The sequence below is a fragment of the Paenibacillus sp. 1SOY10 genome, from assembly GCF_056836745.1.
This window is the reverse complement of the sequence record NZ_JBXENK010000004.1, coordinates 277,427-301,672: the sequence shown is the minus strand read 5'-3', so window position 1 is coordinate 301,672 and position 24,246 is coordinate 277,427. Positions and strand designations below refer to the sequence as shown.

24 protein-coding genes are annotated in these 24,246 nt (G+C 50.4%); 18 read left to right on the top strand and 6 right to left on the bottom strand.

Annotation, left to right across the window (positions count from 1 at the left end; all coding sequences use genetic code 11):
- Positions 1–529 precede the first annotated feature (529 nt).
- The 4 genes from AC1VOR_RS13970 (at position 530) to AC1VOR_RS13955 (ending at position 5,722) form a co-directional block, all read left to right on the top strand.
- Positions 530–1,849: a sugar ABC transporter substrate-binding protein gene (locus tag AC1VOR_RS13970; protein ID WP_482618575.1), complete on the top strand. Its 1,320-nt coding sequence runs from the start codon at positions 530–532 to the stop codon at positions 1,847–1,849.
- Positions 1,850–1,901: 52 nt separating this feature from the next.
- Positions 1,902–3,203, top strand: coding sequence for a carbohydrate ABC transporter permease (locus tag AC1VOR_RS13965; protein ID WP_482618561.1), 1,302 nt, complete (start codon positions 1,902–1,904; stop codon positions 3,201–3,203).
- The gene (locus AC1VOR_RS13960; RefSeq protein WP_482618560.1) at positions 3,200–4,045 is read left to right on the top strand and encodes a sugar ABC transporter permease; all 846 of its coding nucleotides are present in this window, start codon (positions 3,200–3,202) and stop codon (positions 4,043–4,045) included. Before AC1VOR_RS13965 ends, AC1VOR_RS13960 begins: the two co-directional genes overlap by 4 nt.
- A 285-nt stretch (positions 4,046–4,330) precedes the next feature.
- Entirely contained in the window at positions 4,331–5,722 is a 1,392-nt protein-coding gene (locus AC1VOR_RS13955) for an L-cystine transporter (protein WP_482618559.1), read from the top strand.
- A gap of 86 nt (positions 5,723–5,808) precedes the next feature.
- Here AC1VOR_RS13955 and AC1VOR_RS13950 read toward each other — a convergent pair whose 3' ends face one another.
- From AC1VOR_RS13950 to AC1VOR_RS13940, 3 genes are read right to left on the bottom strand one after another with little or no spacing between them, the layout of a single operon-like run.
- Positions 5,809–7,074, bottom strand: coding sequence for a hypothetical protein (locus AC1VOR_RS13950; protein ID WP_482618558.1), 1,266 nt, complete (start codon positions 7,072–7,074; stop codon positions 5,809–5,811).
- Between the two features lie 11 nt (positions 7,075–7,085).
- Positions 7,086–7,577: a hypothetical protein gene (locus tag AC1VOR_RS13945; protein ID WP_482618557.1), complete on the bottom strand. Its 492-nt coding sequence runs from the start codon at positions 7,575–7,577 to the stop codon at positions 7,086–7,088.
- Entirely contained in the window at positions 7,574–8,062 is a 489-nt protein-coding gene (locus AC1VOR_RS13940) for a type IV pilus modification PilV family protein (protein WP_482618556.1), read from the bottom strand. The genes AC1VOR_RS13945 and AC1VOR_RS13940 overlap by 4 nt, the downstream gene beginning before the upstream one ends.
- A 296-nt stretch (positions 8,063–8,358) precedes the next feature.
- Here AC1VOR_RS13940 and AC1VOR_RS13935 point away from each other — a divergent pair, with 296 nt between their 5' ends.
- The 10 genes from AC1VOR_RS13935 (at position 8,359) to AC1VOR_RS13890 (ending at position 17,346) form a co-directional block, all read left to right on the top strand.
- Positions 8,359–10,038 carry a GspE/PulE family protein gene (locus tag AC1VOR_RS13935; RefSeq protein ID WP_482618555.1) on the top strand — a complete coding sequence of 560 codons (1,680 nt, stop codon included), beginning with the start codon at positions 8,359–8,361 and terminating at the stop codon, positions 10,036–10,038.
- Positions 10,035–11,087: a type IV pilus twitching motility protein PilT gene (locus tag AC1VOR_RS13930; protein WP_482618554.1), complete on the top strand. Its 1,053-nt coding sequence runs from the start codon at positions 10,035–10,037 to the stop codon at positions 11,085–11,087. Before AC1VOR_RS13935 ends, AC1VOR_RS13930 begins: the two co-directional genes overlap by 4 nt.
- A 31-nt stretch (positions 11,088–11,118) precedes the next feature.
- Positions 11,119–12,330, top strand: a complete 1,212-nt coding sequence (locus tag AC1VOR_RS13925; protein ID WP_482618553.1) for a type II secretion system F family protein — start codon at positions 11,119–11,121, stop codon at positions 12,328–12,330.
- Positions 12,331–12,354: 24 nt separating this feature from the next.
- Complete coding sequence (locus AC1VOR_RS13920) at positions 12,355–12,804, top strand: prepilin-type N-terminal cleavage/methylation domain-containing protein (protein ID WP_482618552.1); 450 nt, start codon at positions 12,355–12,357, stop codon at positions 12,802–12,804.
- Positions 12,804–13,544, top strand: a complete 741-nt coding sequence (locus tag AC1VOR_RS13915; RefSeq protein ID WP_482618551.1) for a prepilin peptidase — start codon at positions 12,804–12,806, stop codon at positions 13,542–13,544. Before AC1VOR_RS13920 ends, AC1VOR_RS13915 begins: the two co-directional genes overlap by 1 nt.
- Entirely contained in the window at positions 13,514–14,470 is a 957-nt protein-coding gene (gene pilM / locus AC1VOR_RS13910) for a type IV pilus biogenesis protein PilM (RefSeq protein ID WP_482618550.1), read from the top strand. The genes AC1VOR_RS13915 and pilM overlap by 31 nt, the downstream gene beginning before the upstream one ends.
- Positions 14,467–15,015, top strand: coding sequence for a hypothetical protein (locus AC1VOR_RS13905; RefSeq protein WP_482618549.1), 549 nt, complete (start codon positions 14,467–14,469; stop codon positions 15,013–15,015). The genes pilM and AC1VOR_RS13905 overlap by 4 nt, the downstream gene beginning before the upstream one ends.
- Positions 15,012–15,704 carry a hypothetical protein gene (locus AC1VOR_RS13900; protein WP_482618548.1) on the top strand — a complete coding sequence of 231 codons (693 nt, stop codon included), beginning with the start codon at positions 15,012–15,014 and terminating at the stop codon, positions 15,702–15,704. Before AC1VOR_RS13905 ends, AC1VOR_RS13900 begins: the two co-directional genes overlap by 4 nt.
- Positions 15,705–15,976: 272 nt before the next feature.
- Positions 15,977–16,411, top strand: coding sequence for an NfeD family protein (locus AC1VOR_RS13895; protein ID WP_482618547.1), 435 nt, complete (start codon positions 15,977–15,979; stop codon positions 16,409–16,411).
- Positions 16,411–17,346 (top strand): SPFH domain-containing protein, encoded by a 936-nt coding sequence (locus AC1VOR_RS13890; protein WP_482618546.1) that lies wholly within the window; start codon positions 16,411–16,413, stop codon positions 17,344–17,346. The genes AC1VOR_RS13895 and AC1VOR_RS13890 overlap by 1 nt, the downstream gene beginning before the upstream one ends.
- Positions 17,347–17,427: 81 nt before the next feature.
- On the opposite strand, the gene AC1VOR_RS13885 is transcribed toward AC1VOR_RS13890, so the two are convergent.
- The 3 genes from AC1VOR_RS13885 to AC1VOR_RS13875 all read right to left on the bottom strand — a co-directional run bounded on the left by AC1VOR_RS13885 (position 17,428) and on the right by AC1VOR_RS13875 (position 19,907).
- Positions 17,428–18,882: a serine hydrolase domain-containing protein gene (locus tag AC1VOR_RS13885; RefSeq protein ID WP_482618545.1), complete on the bottom strand. Its 1,455-nt coding sequence runs from the start codon at positions 18,880–18,882 to the stop codon at positions 17,428–17,430.
- 76 nt (positions 18,883–18,958) lie between these two features.
- On the bottom strand, positions 18,959–19,633 hold the full coding sequence (locus AC1VOR_RS13880; RefSeq protein ID WP_482618544.1) for a PspA/IM30 family protein: 675 nt from the start codon (positions 19,631–19,633) through the stop codon (positions 18,959–18,961).
- Positions 19,634–19,682: 49 nt separating this feature from the next.
- A complete protein-coding gene (locus tag AC1VOR_RS13875) occupies positions 19,683–19,907 on the bottom strand; it encodes a PspC domain-containing protein (RefSeq protein ID WP_482618543.1) in 225 nt (74 codons plus the stop codon).
- A gap of 266 nt (positions 19,908–20,173) precedes the next feature.
- On the opposite strand from AC1VOR_RS13875, the gene AC1VOR_RS13870 reads away from it, so the two are divergent.
- The 4 genes from AC1VOR_RS13870 to AC1VOR_RS13855 all read left to right on the top strand — a co-directional run bounded on the left by AC1VOR_RS13870 (position 20,174) and on the right by AC1VOR_RS13855 (position 23,966).
- Complete coding sequence (locus AC1VOR_RS13870) at positions 20,174–20,740, top strand: flavodoxin family protein (protein ID WP_482618542.1); 567 nt, start codon at positions 20,174–20,176, stop codon at positions 20,738–20,740.
- 205 nt (positions 20,741–20,945) lie between these two features.
- On the top strand, positions 20,946–21,683 hold the full coding sequence (locus AC1VOR_RS13865; RefSeq protein ID WP_482618574.1) for a glycerophosphodiester phosphodiesterase: 738 nt from the start codon (positions 20,946–20,948) through the stop codon (positions 21,681–21,683).
- A gap of 4 nt (positions 21,684–21,687) precedes the next feature.
- Positions 21,688–22,878, top strand: a complete 1,191-nt coding sequence (locus AC1VOR_RS13860; protein WP_482618541.1) for an SLC45 family MFS transporter — start codon at positions 21,688–21,690, stop codon at positions 22,876–22,878.
- A gap of 110 nt (positions 22,879–22,988) precedes the next feature.
- Positions 22,989–23,966 (top strand): diaminopimelate dehydrogenase, encoded by a 978-nt coding sequence (locus AC1VOR_RS13855; RefSeq protein WP_482618540.1) that lies wholly within the window; start codon positions 22,989–22,991, stop codon positions 23,964–23,966.
- Positions 23,967–24,246 lie beyond the last annotated feature (280 nt).

The window sequence follows — 24,246 nt, the reverse complement described above, 5'->3', positions numbered from 1 at the left end:
AATTCAGGAGCCCCGAAGTAAGAAAAGGCACATCCAGGCCGGAAAAACCGGTCAGAGGATGTACCTTTGGGGTAGCAGCGCCTTCATGTTTTATTTAACCGCATTATAGCATTGTTCAAACTGTTGCACAAGAAGAGAAAATAGCGATATGACAGGGTTTCCCCTTGTTTTATCTATGCTTATCGACTTAGACAAAAAGTATTGATCTATTGTTCTTGTGCAAAAAATCTCAATGTATACCAAGGAATATTGACAACGTAATGAGGAAATTTAAGTAATTTAAAGAAAACAGAAGATATTTAAGGAAAAATAACTTTAAATGGCTGAATATACGTTGTGCAAACGTTTTAACAAAGAGCTTGGCGTGATGTATGATGTTCCCGTAGATAAAGCGCTTTCGGTAGTTGGTGAGCTAGAACCTAGGCGATGCACCTCAAATATCGGCAGGCTCGCGTATTTGCTGAAAACGCTTACCGTTATTGCAAGTATGCTAGATTACGTCTTTAACAAACTGGGAGGGTTAACTATGATGAAATCCAGAAAGATACTGACAATGGCTATCGCTTTGCTGCTGGTCGTCTCAATCACGGCCTGTGGTCCGAACAGGAGTGGCAGTAATACACCAGCCAATACGCCGTCCAACCAGAACGTGAATGCCGGAGGGAACGATGCGGAAGAAACCGTCTCGCCTGAGGATTTGGTTCCCGAAGAAGGAGCAGAACTACTGATATGGGAGAGCAAGGAAGAGAAGGTATTTACCGAAGAAATTGCCAAGCAATTTACCGATAAATACGGAGTCAAAGTGAAGATTGAAGAGGTAGCTCCACCGGATCAGGTAGGTAAGCTAACCCAGGATGGCCCATCCGGTCTGGCTGCCGACGTGCTGATTGTACCGCATGACCATTTGGGGAATGCAGCGACATCCGGCCTGATTTTGGCTAATGATGTATTTGCTGAAGAAACTGTAAAGAGCAATACGGACGCATCCATTCAAGGTTCTACGTTTGATGGAGTGCTCTATGGTTATCCACGTGCGGCTGAAACGATGGCCTTGTACTACAACAAGGCGATTTTGCCTGAGGCACCAAAGGATTTTCAGGATGTGATTGAATTTGGCAAGACTTTTACGGACAAAGCCAAGAACAGATATGGCATCATGTGGGAGACAGGCAACATGTACTTTAACTATCCCTTTATTGCCAGCACGGGAGGTTACCTGTTCGGTAACAACGGAACCAATCCGCAGGACATTGGTTTGACTACCGAGGGGGCCATCGAGGGTCTGAAAGTGTATCAGAGCTTGAAGGAAATATTGCCAATCAACAGCGGAGATATCAACCCGGATATCAAGCGGAGTTTGTTCAACGCAGGCGATGTGGCTATGGATATCAACGGCCCATGGGAGCTTGCAGGTTATAAGGCCGCATTGGGCGATGATTTGGGGCTTGCTCCATATCCGTCGGTGAATGGCAAGACGGCCATCACGTTTTCCGGGATTAAGGTATGGGTGGTTAACTCCTTCACTCAGTATCCGAACGCAGCCAAACTGTTCGCTAACTTTGCCTCTTCCAAAGAAGCTCAGCTTCTGTTGAATGAAAAAGTAGGTGCGGTTCCTACCAATGTGGAGGCGCTCGAAGCTGACCAAATCAAGAATGATCCCTATGTGTCTGCCTTTGCAGAACAAGCAATGAACTCACAACCAATGCCTTCCATTCCGGAAATGGCTAACGTATGGGCACCGATGAATGCGGCATTGCCGGAGATTTGGAACAATAACGCAGATCCGAAAGCAGCGTTGGAGAAGGCGATGAAACAAATTGAGGATCTGAATAACGGCGCAGCGCAATAAAGTCTGCCTGGGAGTCACTCCTTGATTTTCGCGGGCGGAGAGGAGAAGGAAGATGGATAGACACAAGAAAACCGCAACCATCCTGTCGATATTGTGCATGGGACTTGGACAGCTATACAACCGGCAGTATATTAAAGGCTTGCTTATGCTGCTGGTTGAAGTGTTCGGGATTACCTACTTTATAAGAAATTTGGGCAATGCGATTTGGGGCATCGTCACCTTGGGCGAGGTCCCCAGATTGCTGGTCAAGGGCAAATGGATCGACGGAGATCACTCCATATTCATCATGATACAAAGCTTGATCACCCTGTTGTTTCTGGCTGTGTTCCTGGTCATTTATATCATGAACGTGAGGGATGCTTATAACATCGGGAAGGCAAGAGATACGGGCAAGAAGCCGAATAATTTCGGTCAGTCCGTACGTTATGTGCTGGATTACAAATTTGCCGTTGCCTTCTTAAGTATCCCGGCCACGGGCATTCTGTTCTTCACCGTTATGCCTATCCTGTTCATGGTGCTGCTTGCATTTACGAACTATTCAGCACCGAAGCATATTCCTCCGGCCATGTTGGTTGACTGGGTCGGGTTCGGGACGTTTAAGGATTTGATTGCGCTCAAGACCTGGAGCCATACATTTTACGGAGTGCTCACCTGGACGATTATTTGGGCGGTGCTTTCCACAGTCACAACCTATTTCGGGGGGATGCTCGTTGCCTTGCTGATCAATCAGAAGGGCATTCGCTTCAAGGGCCTTTGGAGAACGATCCTGATTCTTCCTTACGCCATCCCGCAGTTGATTTCATTACTTGTCATGAGAAATATGTTCAATGGGCAGTTCGGGCCTATTAACCAATATCTCGGCTATTTCGGCCTGGGGGGTCTACCGTGGTTGACGGACCCGTTCTGGGCCAAGGTGACGGTCATCATCGTTAATATGTGGGTAGGCATTCCGGTATCCATGCTGCTTATTTTAGGTGTGTTGACTACGATTCCGAAGGATTTGTATGAAGCAGCCGAGGTGGACGGGGCAACGGGATTCCAGAAATTCAAGATTGTAACGATGCCCATGATTATGTTCACGACGGCACCCACCTTGATTGCGCAGTTTGCTGGCAACATCAACAACTTTAATGCCATCTTCCTGCTTACAGGAGGAGACCCGGTCAAGGGGGATTACCAGTATGCTGGTGCCACGGACCTGCTCGTGACCTGGCTCTACAAGCTGACCCTGAATCAGAACAAATACAATATGGCTTCGGCCATCGGCATTATTATTTTCGTGATCATCGCCTCGTTCTCGATTTACAACTATCGCAGAACCAAGTCGTTTAAAGAGGAGGACATGATCCAATGAGTGGACGGAAAATACAAACTGCAATTCGGCTGGCAGCCAGCTACTTGACGCTTATTTTACTGTGTGTGGCAGCGGTATACCCTGCACTCTGGGTCATCTTCGGCTCTTTGCGACCTGGGAAATCGTTGTACAGCAAGACCTTAATTCCAGAGCAGTTTACATTTGACCATTATATAGAACTATTTACTTCGGAAACTTATCTGTTTGGCACATGGTACTTGAATACGCTCAAAATTGCTGTGTTCTCAATGTTGTTGGGTGTGCTGTTAACCCTGTTAACCAGCTATGCAGTATCCCGCTTCCGCTTTCGTGGTCGCAAAACAGCATTATCGGGCTTGCTTGTGCTGGGCATGTTCCCCGGATTTATGAGTATGATTGCAATTTATTTGCTGTTACGGGAATTGCAATTGCTCGACACGCATCTGGCGCTAATCATCGTGTATGCGGCAGGGGCACCGCTTGGGGGGACATTTATCGCCAAGGGGTTCCTGGATACCATTCCTCGCTCCCTGGATGAAGCGGCACGGATCGATGGGGCTAGCAACTTCCTGATCTTCCGCAGAATCATCCTGCCGCTCTCCAAGCCGATGCTGACGTACATGGCATTAACTCAGTTCGTCGGTCCCTGGGTCGACTTTATCTTCGCCAAGCTGGTCCTGCGGACGAAGGAGAATTGGACACTGGCTGTGGGCATGTGGGATATGGTCAGCAGCAACCAGAATACGAACTTTACGTTATTTGCTGCAGGAGCCGTGCTGATAGCACTGCCAATTACTATTCTGTTCATGTTCCTGCAGCGACTGCTGGTGGACGGATTAACATCCGGGGCCAGCAAAGGGTAGTAGGAAGTAAGGAGCTTGCAATCACTTGCAGGCTCCTTGCTCTGTTTTTGACACGCTTGTTAAGTTGAATCTATGAATTCATAATGCTTTGAAGGCACTATTAAATGTCCTATCAAATATTTTCTCTTCCAGGAATAATCCTCAGGCTTGACTCGGGCCTTAAATTAATCCTATCTAAATACTTGTGTTTGTGCTATTATACATTTTGTGGTTTTGAATTCGGCATAAAGTCCGAAGGCAAGCGAATAATAATAGGAAGACGTTGTACAGGAGGAGAGTGCAGTTATGGAGACGTTTCGTATTATCATTAATGTAGCGGTTATGCTGGTGCTTATCGGTGTTCTGATATGGATGCAGAAGAAGCACATTTCTTTTACAAAGCGGGTATTCACCGGACTGGGTCTGGGGCTTGTATTTGGTGTCATTTTGCAATTAGCATATGGAGCAGGCTCCGAGGTCATCTCCAAGTCCACGGATTGGTTTAACCTGGCGGGTCGTGGATATGTTGGCTTGCTGCAAATGGTGGTCATTCCATTGATTATGGTATCTATTATTTCAGCGATTATGAATTTGAAGGGCAAGCAGAATTTAGGTAAAATGAGCGGTCTGATCATCGCTATTTTGTTGATTACAACGGCAATAGCTGCTGCGGTAAGTATTGTAACGACCTTGACCTTTGATCTCAAGGCTATTGAGATCGAAGCGGGGGAACGGGAGCAGAAACGTGGAGTAGCCTTGGAAGAGCGGCTGGGAACCGTGGAAGGCAAGACCATTCCACAGCAGGTGCTTGACTTCATTCCTACGAATCCGTTTGCAGATATGACCGGAGCACGCAGTACATCTACGCTGGCTGTCGTTATTTTCTCCGCTTTCATCGGCGTGGCTGTGCTGGGACTGGATAAGAAGAAGCCCGAGCAAGCCGACATGTTCCGTAAAATGGTAGAAGCTGTGTACGGCGTGGTTATGCGCATTGTTACGTTGGTGTTACGCCTGACACCTTATGGTATCCTGGCGTTAATTACGAATGTAACGGCGACGACGAATGCGGAAGAAATCTTGAAGCTGATTAAGTTTGTAGGGGCCTCTTATGTAGCCTTGATCGTGATGTTTATCATCCATCTGATCCTGCTGGCTATTTTCAACTATAATCCGGTGCAATATTTGCGCAAGGTATTGCCAACCTTGGTGTTTGCTTTTACCTCGCGTTCTAGTGCGGCTGCTATTCCGCTGAACGTAGAGACACAAACCAAGCGTCTTGGTGTATCTGACGGTATTGCCAACTTGTCAGCCTCTTTTGGAGCTACGATTGGGCAAAATGGCTGCGCCGGGGTTTATCCGGCCATGCTTGCAATCATGATTGCGCCTACAGTTGGGATCGACCCATTAAGCTGGAGTTTCATTCTCACCTTGATTCTTGTTGTGGTCATTAGCTCCTTCGGGGTAGCGGGAGTTGGCGGGGGAGCAACCTTTGCTTCGCTGATTGTATTGTCCACGATGAATTTGCCTGTAGCGTTGGCGGGATTGCTCATTTCCGTAGAGCCACTAATTGATATGGGCAGAACGGCATTAAACGTCAATGGCTCTATTACTGCCGGAGTCATTACCGGTAAGGTGCTTGGGGAGAATGACCCTGAAGTATTCAAGCGTAATGCTGATTTAGATGCCGTTTCCGTTTAATCCTTAAAATAAAGCCGTTCCTTTCCAGCTTGGATGCCGCTTATCTAGCGGTTCTGAGCTTGGAGGGAACGGCTTTTTTGTTCTTCTTACATAATAGCGATTCCTTTCTCCTCAAAGCGTATGTCTGAAGGCTTGTCGGGATTGCCAGGAGTACCTCCGGCACCACCATTAATCGTCACCTTCTGATTACCATTGACCGTCAGCGACCCATTGGCATAGATTGAGCCTGTCAGGATGGAGGCCGCGGAACCGTTATTCAGATTAACCGATCCGGCAGCGAATAAGGCGAATTGGTTGCTCCCATTAAGCGAGCTGTTCACGCTGCCGTTGGCATAAATACGGTTGGCTAGCAGTGTTCCATTAGCCTCCAATTCATGGGTATACAGGTCTCCGGTAATCGTCAGGGTAGGTTGACTGTTCATATTGGTTCGTCCATTTACGCGCACCAGACTGGCTTTGAGCTTCGTCTGATTCCCCCCATTAATGAGCAAGCTGCCATTAATGTACAGGACACCACTGACTTCGATGGAAGCGTTGGCTTCCAGCGTGACTTCTCCGTTGATAAGCAGGTCTCCGTCCACCCTTAAGGTAACACCTGACATCAGCTTTAGTGAATTCAAGGCTACCGAGTCAGCGAACTGTTGGTTGTTTCGTACCTCAAAACCAAGGGGTTCAGGCTTGGCTGTAAACAAAGCCGCCTTCGAGGAACGAATCTCCTGATCCATCCTGCTGACGATGGCAGCCACCTCCACTCGGCCGGGAAGAGGAGTATCTGGTGGGAATGGCTGGCCTGGACCTACAATGGTCCCGGATATCGTGGAGTTGTTATTGGTCAGGGACCCGGAGGAATAGACGCTGCCGTTAATCAGGGCGCCGTTCAAATTCATGGAACCTTGACTAACGAGAGCATAATCTCCCATCTCCGATCCTGGCGGGAAATTACCGGGATTGTAGGTTAGAGTAACTTCTACTTTGCGTCGATACACTTGCTTGATTTCATCCGATATCCCTTCCGCTGCGACAACGGCAATATATTTGTGGTTCTCTTCGTCCAGTGTGACACTGCCCGCTTCAACAAAAGGAGCGGCAACTTCTCGTACTGTATCCAGCGTTACTCGTTCCGCGTCCTTCAGTGCCATAATTGCCGCGCGAAGCTGCGAAAGTTTGAGCTGTAATTTGGTATCACCGTCTGCTTGTGCCGTAATAATATCCTCGGAGACGTTGACCATCCCCTGGGAGTTGGTGACCGTCTCCATCGCCAGCATGCCAATTACCATGATAATGACGAGCAGAAGCAAAACGGATATAAGAGCATAACCTTGCTCCTGACGTACCGTAGTTAACCCCTTCATGGTCTTACACCTCACGATAACAATTTAATAGAAACAAAGAGATAAATAGGTTCTACGTTGGGCTCATCAGTCAAAGCGACCTTCAAATGCAACTGCAAGTCACTTGTCCCCTTGGTAAAATAAGTGCCACTAAGACTAAGAGTTTCCTTGCTAAAGGGAACGCCATCCATGCTCAGACGATCGCCGTCCAGGCTAATGCGAATTGGGCGAGTTGTATCCGTAAGCGGGTCTGTGGCCAACTCGGCTTGGAATTGAGTGAAGGTGCCGGAGCTTGTCCCGCTCACCGATACGGTATTCTTTAGTTTGATCTGCAAGGCCGAGCTTAATGTAACGGCCTCATTGCGTAGTTGCGTTTCCCGGGTGATGCGATCCAGGGCAAAGAAGGAGGAACTGAGCACGCTGGAGACAAGAAGGGTTAACAAACCGGCCAAGACGAGAACGGCAAGTAGCTCAACCAGGGTAATTCCCTCTTCCCGTGAAGCGAACTGCCAACGTGTCTTCATTCCTCGTTCCCTCCATTCCCTGATAAGGCATAGTCTTTCTTGACCGCGCCTGTAACGGAGACTTTATGCCTAAATTCTGCACTTTGTCCCGGGCGCGCGGGTAGCCAATAGGCCGTTACGGTTATGTACAAAATATCCGGATTGGCCGTATATTTAGAACTACTGCTGCAAACCTCGGTCTTCAGCAGATAGATGTCCTGGCTCTGATCAGGAAGTGAGCCCTGACTACATGTGGCTCTGGCTTGCAATTCTGAGAAGGGCAAAGACTGGACTTCGTGCAATCTGGCGTTGGCCAAGTGACCGGCAGACAACCGTTGATTCGTCAGTTTGCTTTGCGAGGCGCTATTCGTAAAGAAGGACAGGAGGAACAGACTGACGATGGAGAGAATGACCAAGGCCAGAGCAATTTCGATAAGCGTCAGCCCTTCTTCCCGATGCAGGGCTTGTCGAAGGGAAGGTTTTTTAAGTTTTTGGGCATCCTTCAAAAGAATCCTCTCGCTTTCAAATAGGTTGGGAAATAGCAGATTTGTGTTATTTGATGGCGAGTCTTGTCGAGTTGTGATGACTAGGTATATTTTACTATAAAAAGGAATGGCGCCGTCCGGACGAAAGGTATATAATCGTTTATGTGCTGCGGCGCGTTGGTATTATGTGACACCGTGTTGTACAATGACATGCGCTGTAGAACTTGGTTCTAAAGAACTATATATATAATCAGCCTTCAACGCAAAAAAGTCAAACTGGGAAGTTGCAAAAATGCCAACGGGATGAGAGGTGAACTGTGTACACGATCAAGAAGAGATTAGGTGAACTTCTGCTGGAATCCGGAATAATATCGGAGCAGGAACTGCAAATGGCTCTGGAGGAACAGCAGCGCACCAGAAAAAAACTCGGTGACGTATTGCTGACGCAAGGCGCTCTGACAGAGCATCAGCTCATCGAGGTGTTGGAATTTCAGCTTGGCATTCCGCACGTTACTTTGTCAAGATTTCAGGTCGATGCCAAATTAAGCCAGGTCATCCCGGAGCAAATGGCGAAGCGTTACCAGGTTCTGCCTATTCGTATGGAGGGGCGGAAGCTGATGGTGGCGATGACCGATCCACTCGACTTGTTTATCATCGACGATCTGAGAATGAGCACGGGCTTTACCATCGAGCCGGCTATCATTTCCCGCGGCGAGCTGCAGCGGGGGATTGCCAGATTGTACGGGTTGCAGGGTTCCATGAACGATATGATCAAGGATCTGGCGGAAGGCAGCGTGCAGACAGACGGTGAAGATGTCGTCAATCTGGGCGAGGATTCTCCAGTAGTCCGGCTGGTTCAGCAGATGATTGAGCAAGCTGTACGTTTGGGGGCCAGTGATATTCACGTTGACCCTACGGACAGCGAACTAACGATCCGTTACCGCATCGACGGTCGGCTGCGAAGCGAGCGTTCGATCCCCAAATCGATGCAGGGCGTCATAACGGCCAGGCTGAAGATTTTGGGCAACCTGAACATTGCAGAGAGAAGGCTGCCGCAAGATGGGCGGATCAAGCTGTCGGTTGACGGCAAGCCCATCGATATTCGCTTATCTACCCTGCCTACGGTGCACGGAGAGAAGATCGTAATGAGATTGCTCGATCTTGCCGGAGGCGTCAAGGGGCTGGACAAGCTGGGAATGACTGGACACACGTTAGGCCTCTTCAAGCGAATGATCGAGAAGCGGCATGGCATGGTATTGTTGACAGGGCCTACGGGCAGCGGCAAGACAACAACCCTCTACTCCGCGCTTCAGCACGTGAATCGGGAGGAAATGAACATTATCACCGTGGAAGATCCGGTGGAATATATGCTAGACGGCATTAACCAGATGCAGGTCCATCCTGCGGCGGGGTTGACCTTCGCCAAGGGGCTGCGGTCCATCCTGCGTCAGGACCCTAACATCGTTATGGTCGGCGAAATACGCGACCTGGAGACGGCTGAGATCGCTGTACGAGCTTCGCTCACTGGCCATCTTGTCTTCTCCACGCTGCATACCAATGATGCAGTAAGCACTGTCGTGCGCTTGCGCGATATGGGCATCGAGCCTTATCTGATCGCCTCCTCGGTGGTCGGAATCGTAGCTCAGCGGCTGGTACGCTGCGTTTGTCCCGATTGCAAAACCTCGTATACTCCAGATGTGCAAGAGCAGCTTTATTTGGAGCGGCTGGGGTTGAAGGCGGACAAGCTGTATCACGGCACAGGCTGCGGGACTTGCGGGAAGAGCGGCTACCGGGGCCGAATGGCGGTACACGAAGCACTGCTAATCAGCGATGAGCTGCGTTCGGCTATCGCTCACGGGCAGTCGATTCATGAGCTTCGTGCTTTGGCCAAAGCGGAGGGAATGACCTCTCTATTTGCGGATGGAATTCAAAAGGTGCTGGAAGGGCAAACTACCTTGCAGGAAATCATTCGGGAAGTAGAAGAGGAGGAGCGATGAGTCAGGACAACCTTACAGCTTATAAAATGTTTATCGGACTGCTGGAGAAGGCGTTCGCTTCGGGGGCGTCTGATCTGCACGTCACCGTTAATTCGCCGCCAGTGCTGCGCATCGACGGAGCTCTGCGGCCACTGGACGATGCGGCCTTGCCATCCTCTGTGCTGGGGCAAATCGTCCAGGAGCTGTTGAATGAATCGCAATACGAGAAATTTATGGAAAATGGCGAACTTGATTTTTCTTACGGCGTTCCAGGGATTTCAAGATTTCGCATCAATGTATTCAGACAACGAGGCTCCATTAGCATTGCGGCCCGCGTCATCTCGCCTTCAGTGCCTGATTTTGCCACATTGAATTTGCCCCATGTTCTTCTTAAGCTAGCGCAGAAGCCACAAGGGCTTTTTCTCGTTACCGGTCCTACCGGCAGCGGCAAGTCCACGACCTTGGCTTCACTTATCGATCATATTAACCACACAGAGCGCAAGCATATTGTGACCCTGGAGGACCCGATCGAATACTTGCACCGCCATGACAAATCGATGATCAATCAGCGAGAGGTCGGGCTGGATACCAGGTCGTTCGACAATGGTCTGCGTGCGGCTCTGCGTCAGGACCCGGACATTATTATGGTCGGGGAGATGCGCGACCCGGAGACCATTCGTACGGCCATTACTGCCGCCGAGACGGGACACCTCGTACTCGCGACCCTTCACACGGCCGATGCTCCGCAGACGATTGACCGGATTATCGATGCTTTTCCTCCGTCCCAGCAAGCGCAGATTCGCATTCAATTGGCCTCGGTGTTGCTGGTGATTCTTTCACAGCGTTTACTGCCCACGCGAGGAGGGAAGGGGCGGATATGTGCGACGGAAGTGCTGTTGAACCCGCCCGCGGTTGCCAACTTGATCCGATCCGAGAAGGTGCATCAGATCAAGAGCGTCATGCAGACCAACTATCAGTTGGGCATGCACACCCTGGAGATGAGTCTGCGAGACTTGTTGCAACGGGAAGTCGTAGACGAGGCTGCGGCCCGGTTGTATTTAACCGAATAAGAGATGTGACAAGCGGAAGGACAGATGTTGAATGCCGCAGTACGTATATCAGGGCAGGGAAAGCGGAGGCAAGAAGGCCCGGCGTGGTCAATTGCAAGCTCCTGACAGGGCGACTGCCCTGGCCGAGCTGAAGAGGCAGCAATTAATCGTAACGGAGCTACGCGAGAAGCGCGAGACCGTTTGGAATAAAGATTTCTATATTGGGCGACCGGTCAAAAATGAACAGTTCGCTGTGTTCTGCCGCCAATTCGCCACCATGATCAAGGCGGGCATTTCCATTGTAGAGGCCACGGCGATTTTGGCGGAGCAGTCGGAGAGCAAGGCACTGCAAAAGACGCTATCGGAGATTGCCTCCGAGCTGCGGAAGGGAATTGCATTTTCTGTGGCCGTCTCCGCTTATCCGCGCATCTTCCCCTCCATCTTCGTCCACATGGTTCATGCCGGAGAAGAGTCAGGCGGGATGGAAGAATCGCTTGAACGATTAGCCATTTATTTTGAGAAAGCGCATGTGACCCGGGAGAAAGTAAAATCAGCGATGACCTACCCGTTGATTGTAGCGGTTATGGCGGTGCTGGTCATTGTGTTCTTGCTGAAGTTTATGATCCCCCGGTTCCAATCCATGTTTGCAGAGCTTGGCGGGGATTTACCGGTGATAACTCAGTTTACCCTTACGCTTAGCCAAAGCGTGCAGCAGCACGGGGTGATGTGGTTGATGGGTGTGCTGGCGGTCATTGCCGCTGTCTACCTGCTGCTGCGCTGGGAGCGGGGAGCTTACGCCTGGGACTACATCAAGCTAAAGGCTCCGGTATTCGGGATATTGAATCGGAAGAGCGCCATTGCACAGATGACACGGACCCTGTCTTCCCTGTTCGCCAGTGCGGTACCGGTACTTCAGGCCTTGGCGATCGTCGAGAACGCGGTTGGCAACCGGGTAATCGGGATCACGCTTCGCGAATGCCAGTCCTCGTTACGGCAAGGGCGTCCATTATCCGAGCCGCTGCGGCAATCCTGGGTGTTCCCACCCCTGGTTACGCAAATGATCCGAGTCGGCGAGGAGACAGGTTCTCTCGACACCATGCTGGGCAAGGTGGCTGATTTCTACGAGCGGGATGTCGAGAATACCGTAGATAAGTTAAAACAACTGATTGAGCCGGTCATGATTCTGATTCTGGCCGGGGTCGTCGGCTTCATCATGGCTTCAATTATGATTCCGATGCTGAGCTTATATCGCAACATTAGTTAAAAAATTTTAGGAGGATTATGAATTATGACTTTAGTGATGAAACGTATTCAACGTTTGCGTGAGGAAGAGAAAGGGATTACATTAATCGAGCTATTGGCGGTCATCGTAATTATCGGAGTGATCGCGGCGATTGCCGTGCCGATTATTACCGGGTTGTTAAATGATACGAAGGCAAATGCCCGCACGGCTACCGCCAACCAAATCATGGAAGCGGCGAAGCTTAGATCCATCGCACAGCAAAATGGTGTGATTCAAGGCACGCATACCTTGGCTGATCTGCAAGCTGAGAATTATATGCAAACTGGGACTACCGATCCTAAGACGGATAGCCCGCTGGCCGGTTCGACTTCCGTGAATTTGGATAACTTGAGCGGTACTGGAACGGTTGTAACCCTGGTGGTGCAGGGTGGGGATACAGTCAGCTACACTGCCGCCGAATTGAGAGCGGGCAAGGGCGGGAACGCCGGTAAATAATGGCGGTGAGCGCGCTTCTGACGGCGGCTAACGCCGTCGTCGGCTTATTGCTTGGCCCGGGGTTGGCGCGCTACGGCCGCCACCTTGTAGCGAGGCGTGGGCTGCCGATCAAGGACGGCAGCCCGGCTACACCGACCTCCGGCGAGGGAGACGCCGCAGGTCGGACCCTTGTCCCCGCGCGCTACGGCTTCCGCGCCGGGGACGTTGCCGCCGCCTTAGCTATGGCGGCGGCTTTTGCCCTGATGCACCTGCGGTTCGGTGCATCAGGCGCCTGGGCCGTCGGCCTGCTGCTTAGCGCGCTGGCCGTGCTTGTCGCGGTCACGGACCTGACCGCGAAGATCATCCCGAACGGCGCCTTGCTGGGCTTCGGCGCCGTCCTGGCTGTCGCCGCCCCGCTGGCTGGGGGCGGCCCGCTGTGGAACCACGCGCTGGGCGCTTTGACCGGCGGGGGCGTGCTGCTCCTGCTGGCCATCCTCACCTCCGGGCGGGGGATGGGCATGGGCGACGTCAAGCTACTCGCGGTACTTGGCTGGGTGCTGGGCTTCCCCGGCGTGTTGCTTGCTTTGTTTCTTGCCAGCAGCGCCGGGGCGGCGGTTGGATTACTGCAGCGTGCTCTGGGGCGTCGCAGCAAAGGGCAGACTCTGGCGTTCGGGCCCTGCCTGGCGGCGGGCGCACTGACGGTGTACATGTACGGAAAGGAGATCATCCATTGGTATCTGCAAAACGTTATTTTTCACTGAAACGGCGCTCCTCCAACATTGGAATTACACTCGATGAAGATGGCATTCGTTATGTAAAATACAATTTAAAACGCGGTACCGTGGAGCGAGCGGGTCTGCTGCCGATTGACACCGGTCTGACTGAGGATGGACTGCTTGATGTCTCCGGGCTAGGGGAGACGGTAAAGCGTTGGGCTGGCCGAAGAGGGCTGGCTGGCAAGCAGGTCTGTCTCGCCGCACCGACAGCCCAGTCCTTCATTCGTTTATTGACAGTGCCGAAGGTCAAGAAGAGACAGCAACGGCGCGTCACTGATCTGGAAATCGAGAGTAGCATCCGTCTGCCCTTTGAGGACCCGGTCATTGATTATCACTGGCTGGAGAGCGAAGGCTCGGATGACGAACTCTTGACCTTTGTAGCTGCTGTGCCGCGTCCGGTTATCCAGGCGTGGGTTCAAGCGCTGGAGGAGGCAGGGATGCGCCCGGAAGCTGTGGATTTGTCCACGATTGCGCTGTCGCGCATCCTGCAGCAGCGGCAGTTGCTTGGAGAATCCAATAATGTGATGGCGATCCACTTTAAGCCTAAGGAAGCGGAGGTTTACACGTATCATCATAAGCTTCCAGACTTTGTCCGCACCTTTCCGCTAGAGCCTGCTGTTGGAGAGAAGCTGGGCACATGGAGATACGGGGAGATCGTATCCGCTGTAACGCGAATTATGAATTTTTATGAATTTACACTGCATGAAGGGCATGAGCGAGTACAACGGATTGTGGTGGTGGGAGCGGTACCGGACAAGCCGGAGATTGTTCGGCATTTGAAGGAAGCCTTCTCGCAGGCGGACGTATCCGAAGTGGATCTCACCCCGTTTTTCACTGGAATTGAACTGCCTGATCATGATAGCTATGCCATTGCACTTGGGCTAGCGATGAGAGGGGCTGATATCCGGTGATTGATATTAACCTTCTGCCGCCCAAAGAACGACCTGCCTCGTCCGGACGTGCACTCGGTCTGCTGCTGCTGCTGGGGGGAGTCCTGATTGGCGGATATTTTGTCTACGAATATGTGGTGGCCCGTCAGGCGACGAATTCACTGAACGTGGCACTGGTCGAAATGGAGCAGCAGCAGCTAGCGTATCAGCAGGAATTGCAAACCATAGGCCCTCTTGGGGGAGGACCTATTGATGCCAACCTGCTGGAGGAACTTCGGCAGCGGCGGCCTGACTTGAACAAGCTGTTGAACCTTTTGCAATCCCCTTTGAAGGCAGGCAGCAAGCTGGAGACGGTTAAGCTTGACCAGGACGGACTGATCTGGACCTGCCTCTTTCCCGGATTGAAGGAAGCCAGCGTGTATGTAGCTACGCTGGGTGAACAAGCGGGTGCGGGTGGGGATAGCATTCGTTCCCTCGTAGAAGTACCAGGACGGGGATATGTGGGTACATTCTCTCTGGCAGCTTTGCCGGTGACGATAGAGGAACAGGCAGGTGAGACTCCTTGAATATGGACCAGAAGATGGCTCCGGGGGGACGCTGGGTACTGGCTGCGGCAATCGTTATGCTGGTAGTAGGCTCATTTTACTATTTCGGATATCGACCAGCAGTTGCGGAATTCACTAACCTGGAGCAGCAATTTGCCGAAAACCGGGATTTCCTTCAGAAGACCGAAGCGATTGTGCTGGCCAGACGTGCAGCCGTGGCTGGTGAGCAGGCATCCCCTGATACGGCCAACCGGGACGCGGCTGTGCCCGCCATTCCGGGGCAGGAGGCGATCTTGCTCGAATTACAGCTTACCGCTGCGGCTACAGGCGTGAAGCTGGAGGAAGTCGTATTCGAAGAACCGACCGTACCAGCGTCGCCGGGAACTGAAGTAGAGGGCTTTGCCCTGGAGCGATTTGCTCTGATTAAGCCATTTTCTACTGAAGGGGCTGGCGCTGCTACCGATCTGTCCGCTGCATTGGAAGGAACGAAGCTGCCTGATGATGAAGTGATTAGCTTGGCGGGGATATCTGCGGTTCGGATACAGGTGAACCTCAGAGGGGCGGCGGCATCGGTCAAAGCTTTCTCCAAAGGGTTGCAGCAGACCGAACGCCTCTATATCGTCAGATCCTTTGCGTATGGTACTGACGCTGCCGGGAAGGAGACTTCATCGCTGGGGCTCGTGGCATTTTACAGAGAGCATCCCCAGTAGCAAGTAGGCGAGTATAGGTCCGAATTTTAAAAAATCCGGTTTTCGGCACCGAGAACCTTTAATAAGTTCGTGTACAAAAAGTCGAGTTCACTCCTTGAACAACCTCTATAATAAGGAATTTTCTTGCAAAAAACCGTGTTTTTATCAAGCATTCTTCGGCTTTCTAGGCGGAGGATGCTTTTTTTATCATAAAACCATATCATTCCTTGATACTTTTTGGTATTGTCACCGTATATATAATTATATTGTGGAAAGGTGGTGCAACAGAGGGGATGGAGATATGGGCGATATGGCTTATCATTGCCGGAATCATACTTGTACTGGAAATGATGACGTTAACCTTCTACATGCTATGGTTCTGCATAGGCTCGTTGGTAGCCGCCCTCGTCGCTTGGATTGCCCCAGATGCTTATTTCCTGCAAGTTCTGGCAGGATGCTTGGTGGCTATCGTGTTGACGATATTTACGAAGCCGATTTCAAGAAAATTTCGTACAGCTAAAGGATTTAAGGATATCGGCACAGAACTTATAGGGCAGCAAGGTGTTGTAGTCGAGCCGATTGAGCCGGGTCAGTTCGGCATTGTCAAGGTCGGTGGGGATACCTGGAGTGCTAGGTCAACCGCCTCTTTTGCCAAGGACGAGAAGGTTCGGGTAGTGAAGCGAAGCAGTACAATAATCGATGTTGAACGATGGGAGGAATTTATTTAATGCCGTGGGCTATTGCTGTAGTAGTTGTTTTGGTAGTTGTTGTATTCATATCGTTAACGATCAAGATTGTACCTCAACAAAGAGTGGGTGTCGTCGAACGGTTGGGTAAATTCCATCGGCTCCTGACACCAGGTCTGAACATTCTGATTCCAGTCATTGATCAGGTGCGTCATACTCATGATTTGCGGATTCAACAGGCGAACGTGCCACCGCAAACCGTAATTACCAAGGATAACGTGCAAGTACAAATCGATACCATCATCTTTTATCAAGTAGTAGGTCCTGAACAGGCTACTTACGGAATCTCTGATTATGTATACGGGGTACGTAACATCTCGACAGCAACGATGCGTCAAATCATCGGTAAGATGGAACTCGACGAAACGTTGTCCGGTCGGGAGAAGATCTCCACCGAAATCCGTATTGCGCTGGATGAAGCGACGGAGAAGTGGGGCGTACGGATCGAGCGCGTAGAAGTTATCGATATCAAGCCACCGCTGGATATTCAAGAAGCGATGGATAAGCAAATGAAGGCCGAGCGGAATAAACGGGCCATCGTGCTTGAAGCCGAAGCTGCCAAGCAGGATATGATCCTGCGTGCAGAGGGTGACAAGCAAAGTAAAATCCTGAAAGCCGAAGGTGACAAGGAAGCGCGGATTCGTGAAGCCGAAGGTTTCCGTCAAGCGCAAGAATTGGAAGCCCTGGGTGAAGCGAAGGCTATTCAAGCCGTTGCCGAAGCTGAGAAATCACGGATCGAGTTGTTGCGTGACGCTGCGCTTAACGAATCCGTATTGGCTTACCAATCCTTTGAAGCCCTTAAGGAAGTGGCTAAGGGACCTGCGAACAAAGTCTTCATTCCTTCCAATGCGATTGAGACGCTGGGTAGCCTTGGAGCAATTGGTGAAGTCTTCAAAGCAAACAAGGATGGCAAATAAGAAAGCTTTTGAAGTGCATAACAAAAGGCGATGCGGGATACTCCGCATCGCTTTTGTTATGGCTCCATATATGACGTTATGTCAGCGAACATATACAAACCAAGTGACAGCCATAGACAAAAGGGCCAGTGAAATGAAAGTGGTAAGAACACTGTAGGTTTGCCACACCAGGATCGTTGACCAATCGTATCCGCTGAATACTGGGAAAATCCAACAGAGGATACACATGGCAACAGTAATCGTCAGCCAAGCCATGGTTAGGAGCTGTCTCTTTTTTGTTGTTTGGCGTCGCGTGTTCCTGTTCTTTCTACGTAATCCAAGAAGGAAAAGGGCTACAGCCGATAAGCAAGCAATCATCGTGACCGACGAAAGCACGACGTCCAAAAGTTGTCTGGCACTCATTTTATAAGACTGTTCAAGGTTGCCGTCCAGCATGCTTTTAATACTCTTTACCAGCTCAAGGTTTGTATTAGCGCTATTGGATAGCAGGCAGATGGCAAACCGCTCATCGGGTAGGATCGTCACTTGTGTCGCAAAATTGGGATTGCCTCCCGAGTGCTCCATGATTGTTCTATCGGTGTTTACCGACCATCCGGCTGCATAATACATGCCGTTGATATCCGGAACGGAGATGTCACTCTGATGGGATTTCATGATAACCGTTGTAAACACTTCGGGTATATCCTGTATCAGGCCCATCTGTATATTCATCCAACGGGCCATATCCGTAGCACTTGATATGATATATCCCGCTGGCTTGTTACCAGCATAATCCGGTGCGTCGTATGGAGTTGTTATAGAGAAAGAAGTTCGGTACCCTTGTGCCAGTTGCCCCGTTGGTTGGGCATCGGCTTTATAGACGTATGTATTGTGTAGTCCTAAAGGTTGGAACACCTGCTCGGTCATAAAGTTCTCGTAGCTTTGACCTGACACGACCTCAATAACCAAGCCTAGTACATCATAATTGACAGTTCCGTAGTTGTATTGCTCGCCGGGAGGGAATGCCAGTTCAGCATCCACTAACATGTCTACGGTTTTATATAACATATCCGTTGCGTTACCCTGTGGGATTTCTTGAATATGCTTCCCATTGGTCAAGCCGCTGGTATGATGCAGAAAGTCATTCAGGGTAAGGGTCTGCATGTCAACGGGCATCCCCTGATACTTTAGCGTAAACCAAGGTAAATAGTTCTGGATAGGGTCTGTCATGGACAGCAATCCCTGCTCCTCCAATAATAAAATCCCCGCGCCGGTAAAAGCTTTACTAACCGAAGCCAGTTCATATAGGGTGTTTTCGCTTGCAGGTAACCCCTTCTCACGATCTGCAAAGCCGGATGAGAAGTAGAACGTTTCATCTCCATCAATGATAGAAACGGATATCCCTGGTACACCTGATGTAAGACGAGCGTCATCCAGCAAGGTTTGTATTGCCTCAGACTGCGCGCTCGGTAACGCATACCCTCGTGTTGCCAATCCAACAACAAGGATAAGTGAGGCTATTGTAGTAATAATAAGCTTTTTCGTTAAGCTTCCCATTTAAACTCTCCGTTAGTTCATTTTGAGGTGAAAGGAACAGTGCGCATTTTCGAAGTGAAAATGCGCACTGATTTTCTTATGAATGACGGGAGGACAGTTGCTCCTTCAACCGCTCAAGCTCATCGTTGACCGCTGCGGATTGGGTAGCATCGCTCCCCGCACTGCCCGCTGATCCGTAATGAGAGCCAGCAACCTCCTGACGTGCCTCCCAATCCAGAATTTTCTCCTCCATCCGCTCGAAGCCACGTGCGGCATCTCCGCTTTCAATCCCGTAGCTGAAGTTAGGGCGTTTGGTTTCTGATTTGACTTGAGCTTTGCGCGCCCGGGCCGCCAGTTCGTTGCGTTTTTCCTTCAAGCGGGCATATTCAGCTTTACCTTCGGCTAAGCGAACTTCCAGTTCGGCTACGCGGTCATAAGCTTCCTTGGCTTCGTTGGCATATTGCTGAGCTTGTTCCTCGTAGCGAATCTTCTCGGCTGCGGCATGACGGGCAGTTACTTCGTCCCCGTTCTCCAAGGCGGTTAGCGCCCGGATTTCACTTTGTTTAGCCAAATGGGCGATATCCGCGCTTTTTCTTTCCTGAACGGTAGCGGCGATTTGCTGCTCCTTAATCATTTTCTCGGCAGTATCGATATCTTCTTCCAAATTGCGCAAGTATTGTCCGGTCATCAATACCGGATCTTCCATCTTGTTCAATACCTCATGAAGGGAAGCTTTGGTCAGGTTGGCAATACGATCGAATATGCTACTCATTATAATCTCTCCTTTGTTTGTGTGTTCTTTTTATTTAGGCTATCTACATTTAAAAGCTGGAAAAAGGGTCGTCGTAACCAAAATCAGCCGTTGGCTCCTTTGGAACGAGAAGACTGCCAATCACGTACAGGGCCACGACCGTACCAAAGCTGAAGAAGACAGCAACGACGGCGATCAGTCTGACGACGGTGGTATCGGTCCCGAAGTATTTGGCCAATCCGCCGCATAAGCCACTAATCTGTTTGTCCGTAGCCGAACGATAAAGTTTCTTCATTGAACACCACTCGCTTTCTGTAATTCCGATTTTTGCTTATGGTTTTATTCTAGCTGGAAGGAGAGCAGAGGTTAACGGGCGTGAGAATGGTTTGTGAACTGGACTTTGGTCGGGCTAACCCCTCGCCGGAGGAATGGGTGATCAAGGCGGGAAACAACGCTTTTTCCCGGAAAAGTTGGCATATGAGGGAAGATCATCGTATAACAATAAGGTAGACAATATTTCGGGAAATTTCGCCGGATAACATCGGAAGGGAAGTGCGTGCTATGCGTATCGCAGTATTACAGGGGAGCGCAAGAGACGGCGGCAACACGGAAGAGTTGACGAAGCTGGTCTTGGATGGGATTCCATATACCAATTTTCTGCTCCGGGAGATGGAGATTAAGCCGATTCACGATCAACGTCATGAGCAGGGCGGATTTGATCCGGTAGATGATGATTACGATCATCTGATCCTCGAAGTGCTGAGTCATGATGTGCTGATCTTTGCCACGCCGGTATATTGGTATGGGGCCTCGGGGCTGCTCAAGAATTTCGTGGACCGCTGGTCGCAAAGTCTTCGAGATGTACGGTTTGACTTTAAAGAACTCATGTCGCACAAGAAAGCCTACGTCGTTGTAGTTGGTGGAGACAACCCCAGAGTCAAGGCATTGCCACTAATTCAGCAGTTGCAGTATACGTTTGATTTTGTCGGCCTCCCATTTGCAGGTTATGTTATTGGTAAAGGAAGCAAGCCGGGAGAAGTGCTTAACGACGTCCGGGCAATCCGTGAGGCAGAGACGCTGAATGCTGAGCTGCGAAGAGCAGAGCCGGTAGCGGCCCATCGTCCTTGACTGCACCGGAAGTCTAGGGTGAATTCAAGATTCAAGATTCGATATTCGGATTCACTCTTCGAATAGCTTAGGGTTGCCGCAGGCTTCCTTAGGCTATTATTACTTTCAAAGGTTGCAGAACCATCTAATATAGCATTTACAATGCAGGAGTATACTACAAGGATGGACGATATTTTTGAGATGAATCCTTAGGAGGACGAGCGTGTTGAACCCTATTATCAATTTTGCCCATCGCGGGGCAGCGGGGTACTACCCGGAGAATACAATGCTTTCTTTCACCAAGGCCTTGGAGCTTGGGGCAACCGGGATTGAGACGGATGTACAAGTGACGAAGGACGGACATCTGGTGTTAATACATGATGAGACTTTACAGCGGACCGCAGGGACCCAGGAATGGGTTAAAGACCTTACACTGGCTGAAATCAAGGAGCACGAGGTTGGAGGCTGGCTGAGTTCGGAGTTTGAGGGAGAAGAAATCCCGACATTGGAGGAGCTGCTGGAACTTGTGAAGGGGACGGACATCCTGATTAACCTGGAGCTCAAGACCGGAATCGTGATGTACCCCGGCATTGAGCAAAAGGTGATTGAGGCTGTTCGCCGTTACGACTTAAGTGGACAAACGATCATTTCCAGCTTCAATCACTACTCTCTGGTGGAATGCAAGAGACTGGCTCCAGAAATACGCACCGGCATTTTATATATGGAAGGCCTGTATGAACCCTGGGTTTATGCTAAAGGAATCGGCGCAGATGCGCTACACGCCTATCAATATGCCTTGGTACCAGAGTTAGTTGTTGCGGCCCGGGCGGCTGGAGTGGTCTATCACCCGTTTACAGTTAATGACCCCAAGGTAATGCAGGCCTTGTTGCGTGCCGGGGTAGCGGGCATCATCACCGATTATCCTGACCGCCTTGCAGAACTGCTACAAAAGCAAGGAGGGTGAGCGGATGAAGAGAACATGGCTGCTAGGATTTGGCTTCTTCAGCATCAGCTTGACCTGGGCGCTGTACAATGCGTTTGTTCCGTTATTCCTGGACAATTATTTGAAGAGTGCCGCTATGATCGGGTTTATGATGACCATAGATAATTATTTTGCCATAGTATTGCAGCCATGGATTGGACACCGCAGCGATAAGACCACCACTCGATTTGGACGGCGCATGCCTTATCTGCTCATTGGTATGCCGCTTGGAGCGGTCTTTGCTTCGTTGATACCGTGGCATACGGGCCTGCTCACGCTGGTTCTGTTCATGGTGCTTATGAATCTGTCGATGAGCATCTTTCGGGCGCCTACGGTCGCGCTGATGCCGGATATTACGCCAGAGCAAGAACGAACGAAAGCCAATGGGGTCATCAACTTTATGGGCGGAATTGGCTCGGTGCTGGCCTTTGGCGTCGGATCTAAGTTATACGGGCTAGGCTCGTACGTGCCGTTTCTGTTCGCGGGGGTAGTTATGCTCGGCTGTCTGATTGTACTCAAGATGAACGTAAGGGAGCCTGTTACACTGGCTGCAGGCCAAGTGGGACAAGCTGTGGCTCCCTTGAAACAGCCCATAAAAATCAAGGGGCAGTTGGACAAGACAACACTGTTGATCCTCGGAGCTATTTTCTTCTGGTTTGTATCCTATCAAGGGGTGGAGGCGTTGTTTACTCTTTACGGGACCAAACGGCTGGGGATGAGCGATGGGGCAGCTTCCTTTTCCCTGACGTTCTTCTCTCTGGCATTCCTGGTGTTCGCATTACCTAGCGGATGGCTGGGGGCCAAATTCGGGAAGAAAGCCATCATCTCCATTGGAGTAATAGGCTTATTTCTTACTTTCGGCACATTGGTATTTATTGAATCTGTTCTGTGGCTGCGCGTGCTGCTGATTATCGGTGGTATATTTTGGGCATGCATTAATATTAATTCTTACCCTTGGATTGTAGCTACAGGGCGGGAAGAGAGTATTGGGACGCGTACGGGAATCTACTATTTCGTCTCATCCTTGGCAGCCATCACCTCGCCGCCACTACTCGGCTGGCTTATTGACGCTTTTGGCTACCCGGCATTGTTCGTCAGTGCTTCCGTGGGCATGCTGCTCGCTCTGCTCTGTCTGCTGGCCGTGGATTCAGAACGTAAGGCGGTAAGTTCGACATAATTCTGTTATATTGCTGGCACAACATGTCACACCTTCGTTGTTAGCTATTTAAAAATAGCCAAGGGTAAGCTACAATAGAAAAAACCTGACATTGTTGAGGAGGAAATGGTGTGACAGCAACGATTAAAGTAGGGATTGTAGGGTATGGAAATTTGGGGCGAGGTGTGGAGCTCGCGTTGAGACAGAACCCGGATTTCGAATTGAAGGCGATTTTCTCGCGGAGAAACCCTGACCATGTGGCGGCAGCAAGCGGCGTCGTACACATTTCCGATATTGAGAAATATAAAAGTGAGATTGATGTATTGATCTTATGTGGCGGTTCCGCTACGGACTTGCCAGAGCAGGGACCTGAAATGGCCGCGTTGTTCAACACGGTCGACAGCTTTGATACTCATGCCAAAATTCCTGAATATTTTGAGCGGGTTAATGAAGTGGCCACGAAAGCAGGCACGGTCAGTGTAATCTCGACCGGATGGGACCCTGGCTTGTTCTCGTTGAACCGGCTGTTAGCTCAGTCCGTGCTGCCGGAAGGTAAAGAGTATACGTTCTGGGGCAAAGGCGTCAGCCAAGGTCACTCGGATGCGATTCGGCGAGTAAATGGAGTCAAGAACGGGGTGCAATACACCATTCCTGTTGAATCTGCTGTTGAGCGGGTACGTTCAGGGGAGAATCCGGAATTGTCGACGAAGGACAAGCATCTGCGCGATTGTTATATTGTCGCGGAAGAAGGTGCAGATTTGGCCAAGATTGAGCAAGAAATCAAGACGATGCCCAATTATTTCGCTGACTATGATACCACCGTTCATTTCATTAGCGAAGAAGAACTCAAAGCGAACCACTCCACCATGCCTCATGGCGGAAACGTGTTGAGAAGCGGACGTACCGGCGAGAACAGCACGCAAATTATCGAGTTCAGCCTGAAGCTGGACAGTAATCCGGAATTTACGGCCAGCGTGTTGGTAGCTTACGCCCGTGCGGCCTACAAGTTGTCCCAATCGGGACAATCCGGAGCCAGAACGGTATTCGACATTCCGTTCGGCTTGTTGTCACCCAAGTCCCCCGAGCAACTACGCAAAGAACTGCTGTAGACCGGCTGGGAGCAAATCAAACAATTTAACGCTCTTTAACAGGAGTTTTTCCCGATAAGTAGGAGAGGGAAGCTTGCGCGCCGAATAGAACCTTAAATAAAATGCTTCAAGACCGTGGTCGGGGAGGGTATCCTCGGCCACAAATTTTTGATCCAGCAGAAGTGGCTGGAATCAATCCCCCCTCCGCAACCTCACCTTGCACTTTAACTATTAAGCCCAATTGATCCGCAGTATCTTGAAATGTACAAATATCAATTTATTTCCATATATTTAAATTTTA

Bases quoted from the DNA above. Each gene is read 5' to 3' on its own strand.
- AC1VOR_RS13970 (WP_482618575.1), top strand. From the start codon at position 530: ATGAAATCCAGAAAGATACTGACAATGGCTATCGCTTTGCTGCTGGTC.
- AC1VOR_RS13965 (WP_482618561.1), top strand. From the start codon at position 1,902: ATGGATAGACACAAGAAAACCGCAACCATCCTGTCGATATTGTGCATG.
- AC1VOR_RS13960 (WP_482618560.1), top strand. From the start codon at position 3,200: ATGAGTGGACGGAAAATACAAACTGCAATTCGGCTGGCAGCCAGCTAC.
- AC1VOR_RS13955 (WP_482618559.1), top strand. From the start codon at position 4,331: ATGGAGACGTTTCGTATTATCATTAATGTAGCGGTTATGCTGGTGCTT.
- AC1VOR_RS13950 (WP_482618558.1), bottom strand. From the start codon at position 7,074: ATGAAGGGGTTAACTACGGTACGTCAGGAGCAAGGTTATGCTCTTATA.
- AC1VOR_RS13945 (WP_482618557.1), bottom strand. From the start codon at position 7,577: ATGAAGACACGTTGGCAGTTCGCTTCACGGGAAGAGGGAATTACCCTG.
- AC1VOR_RS13930 (WP_482618554.1), top strand. From the start codon at position 10,035: ATGAGTCAGGACAACCTTACAGCTTATAAAATGTTTATCGGACTGCTG.
- AC1VOR_RS13925 (WP_482618553.1), top strand. From the start codon at position 11,119: ATGCCGCAGTACGTATATCAGGGCAGGGAAAGCGGAGGCAAGAAGGCC.
- AC1VOR_RS13920 (WP_482618552.1), top strand. From the start codon at position 12,355: ATGACTTTAGTGATGAAACGTATTCAACGTTTGCGTGAGGAAGAGAAA.
- AC1VOR_RS13915 (WP_482618551.1), top strand. From the start codon at position 12,804: ATGGCGGTGAGCGCGCTTCTGACGGCGGCTAACGCCGTCGTCGGCTTA.
- AC1VOR_RS13895 (WP_482618547.1), top strand. From the start codon at position 15,977: ATGGAGATATGGGCGATATGGCTTATCATTGCCGGAATCATACTTGTA.
- AC1VOR_RS13890 (WP_482618546.1), top strand. From the start codon at position 16,411: ATGCCGTGGGCTATTGCTGTAGTAGTTGTTTTGGTAGTTGTTGTATTC.
- AC1VOR_RS13885 (WP_482618545.1), bottom strand. From the start codon at position 18,882: ATGGGAAGCTTAACGAAAAAGCTTATTATTACTACAATAGCCTCACTT.
- AC1VOR_RS13880 (WP_482618544.1), bottom strand. From the start codon at position 19,633: ATGAGTAGCATATTCGATCGTATTGCCAACCTGACCAAAGCTTCCCTT.
- AC1VOR_RS13875 (WP_482618543.1), bottom strand. From the start codon at position 19,907: ATGAAGAAACTTTATCGTTCGGCTACGGACAAACAGATTAGTGGCTTA.
- AC1VOR_RS13870 (WP_482618542.1), top strand. From the start codon at position 20,174: ATGCGTATCGCAGTATTACAGGGGAGCGCAAGAGACGGCGGCAACACG.
- AC1VOR_RS13860 (WP_482618541.1), top strand. From the start codon at position 21,688: ATGAAGAGAACATGGCTGCTAGGATTTGGCTTCTTCAGCATCAGCTTG.